At 69.9% G+C, this 748-nt stretch carries 1 protein-coding gene; it reads right to left on the reverse strand.

Translation table 11 applies throughout. The features are described 5' to 3' along the window. Window positions 1-116: 116 nt before the first annotated feature. A partial coding sequence (locus tag OOT08_RS02480; RefSeq protein WP_325090966.1) for an aldehyde dehydrogenase family protein occupies window positions 117-748 on the reverse strand: 632 nt, incomplete at its 5' end.

Raw genomic sequence — 748 nt, forward strand, 5'->3', positions numbered from 1 at the left:
GCCCGTCGAGGCGGAAGAGCTGGGTGTAGTCGGGGCTTGCGGGGGTGCTCGTCATGTGGGGTCCTTGGCTGGGTCGCTCGTGTTGGGGTTCAGGGTTCAGGGTTCAGGGGTTGTGGCTAGGGCCGGGGCCGGATCATGGCCATCCGGGTAACGGTGTACTCCTCGATGGCGTAGCGGGGGCCCTCGCGGCCGATGCCGGAGTCTTTGACGCCGCCGTAGGGCATGATGTCCGAGCGGAATCCGGGGATCTCGTTGACGACCACGCCGCCGACGTCGAGGCGCTCGATAGCGTCGAAGGCGCTTGCGAGCGAGGCGGTGAAGATCGCGGCCTGGAGGCCGTATCGCGAGTCGTTCACGAGGTCGATCGCCTCGTTCACCGAGTCCACGGCGGTCAGGCAGACGACGGGGCCAAAGATTTCTTCGGCCCAGACGTCCACGTCCGCGGGCACGTCGCCGAGCACCGTGGGCCGGATCAGGGCGGGGTCAGCGTCGTCGGCGTTCGGGCCGCCCGCGAGCAGGCTCGCCCCGGCGGCCAGGGCCCGCTCGATCATGGCCCGGATGCGTGCGCCGGAGCCCGCGTTGATGACGTGGGCGACGTTGGTGTCGGCGTCGCGGGGGTCGCCGACGACGACCTCGGGGAGGCGGGCGAGGAGCTTCTGGGTAAAGCGCTCGGCGATGGCGCGCTCGAGGACGATGCGCTGCACGGAGATGCAGGCCTGCCCGTTGGCGTAGAAGCCACCGCGGATCA

Origin of the sequence: Leucobacter sp. M11 (assembly GCF_035726885.1) — a bacterium.
Classification (GTDB): domain Bacteria; phylum Actinomycetota; class Actinomycetes; order Actinomycetales; family Microbacteriaceae; genus JAPFRB01.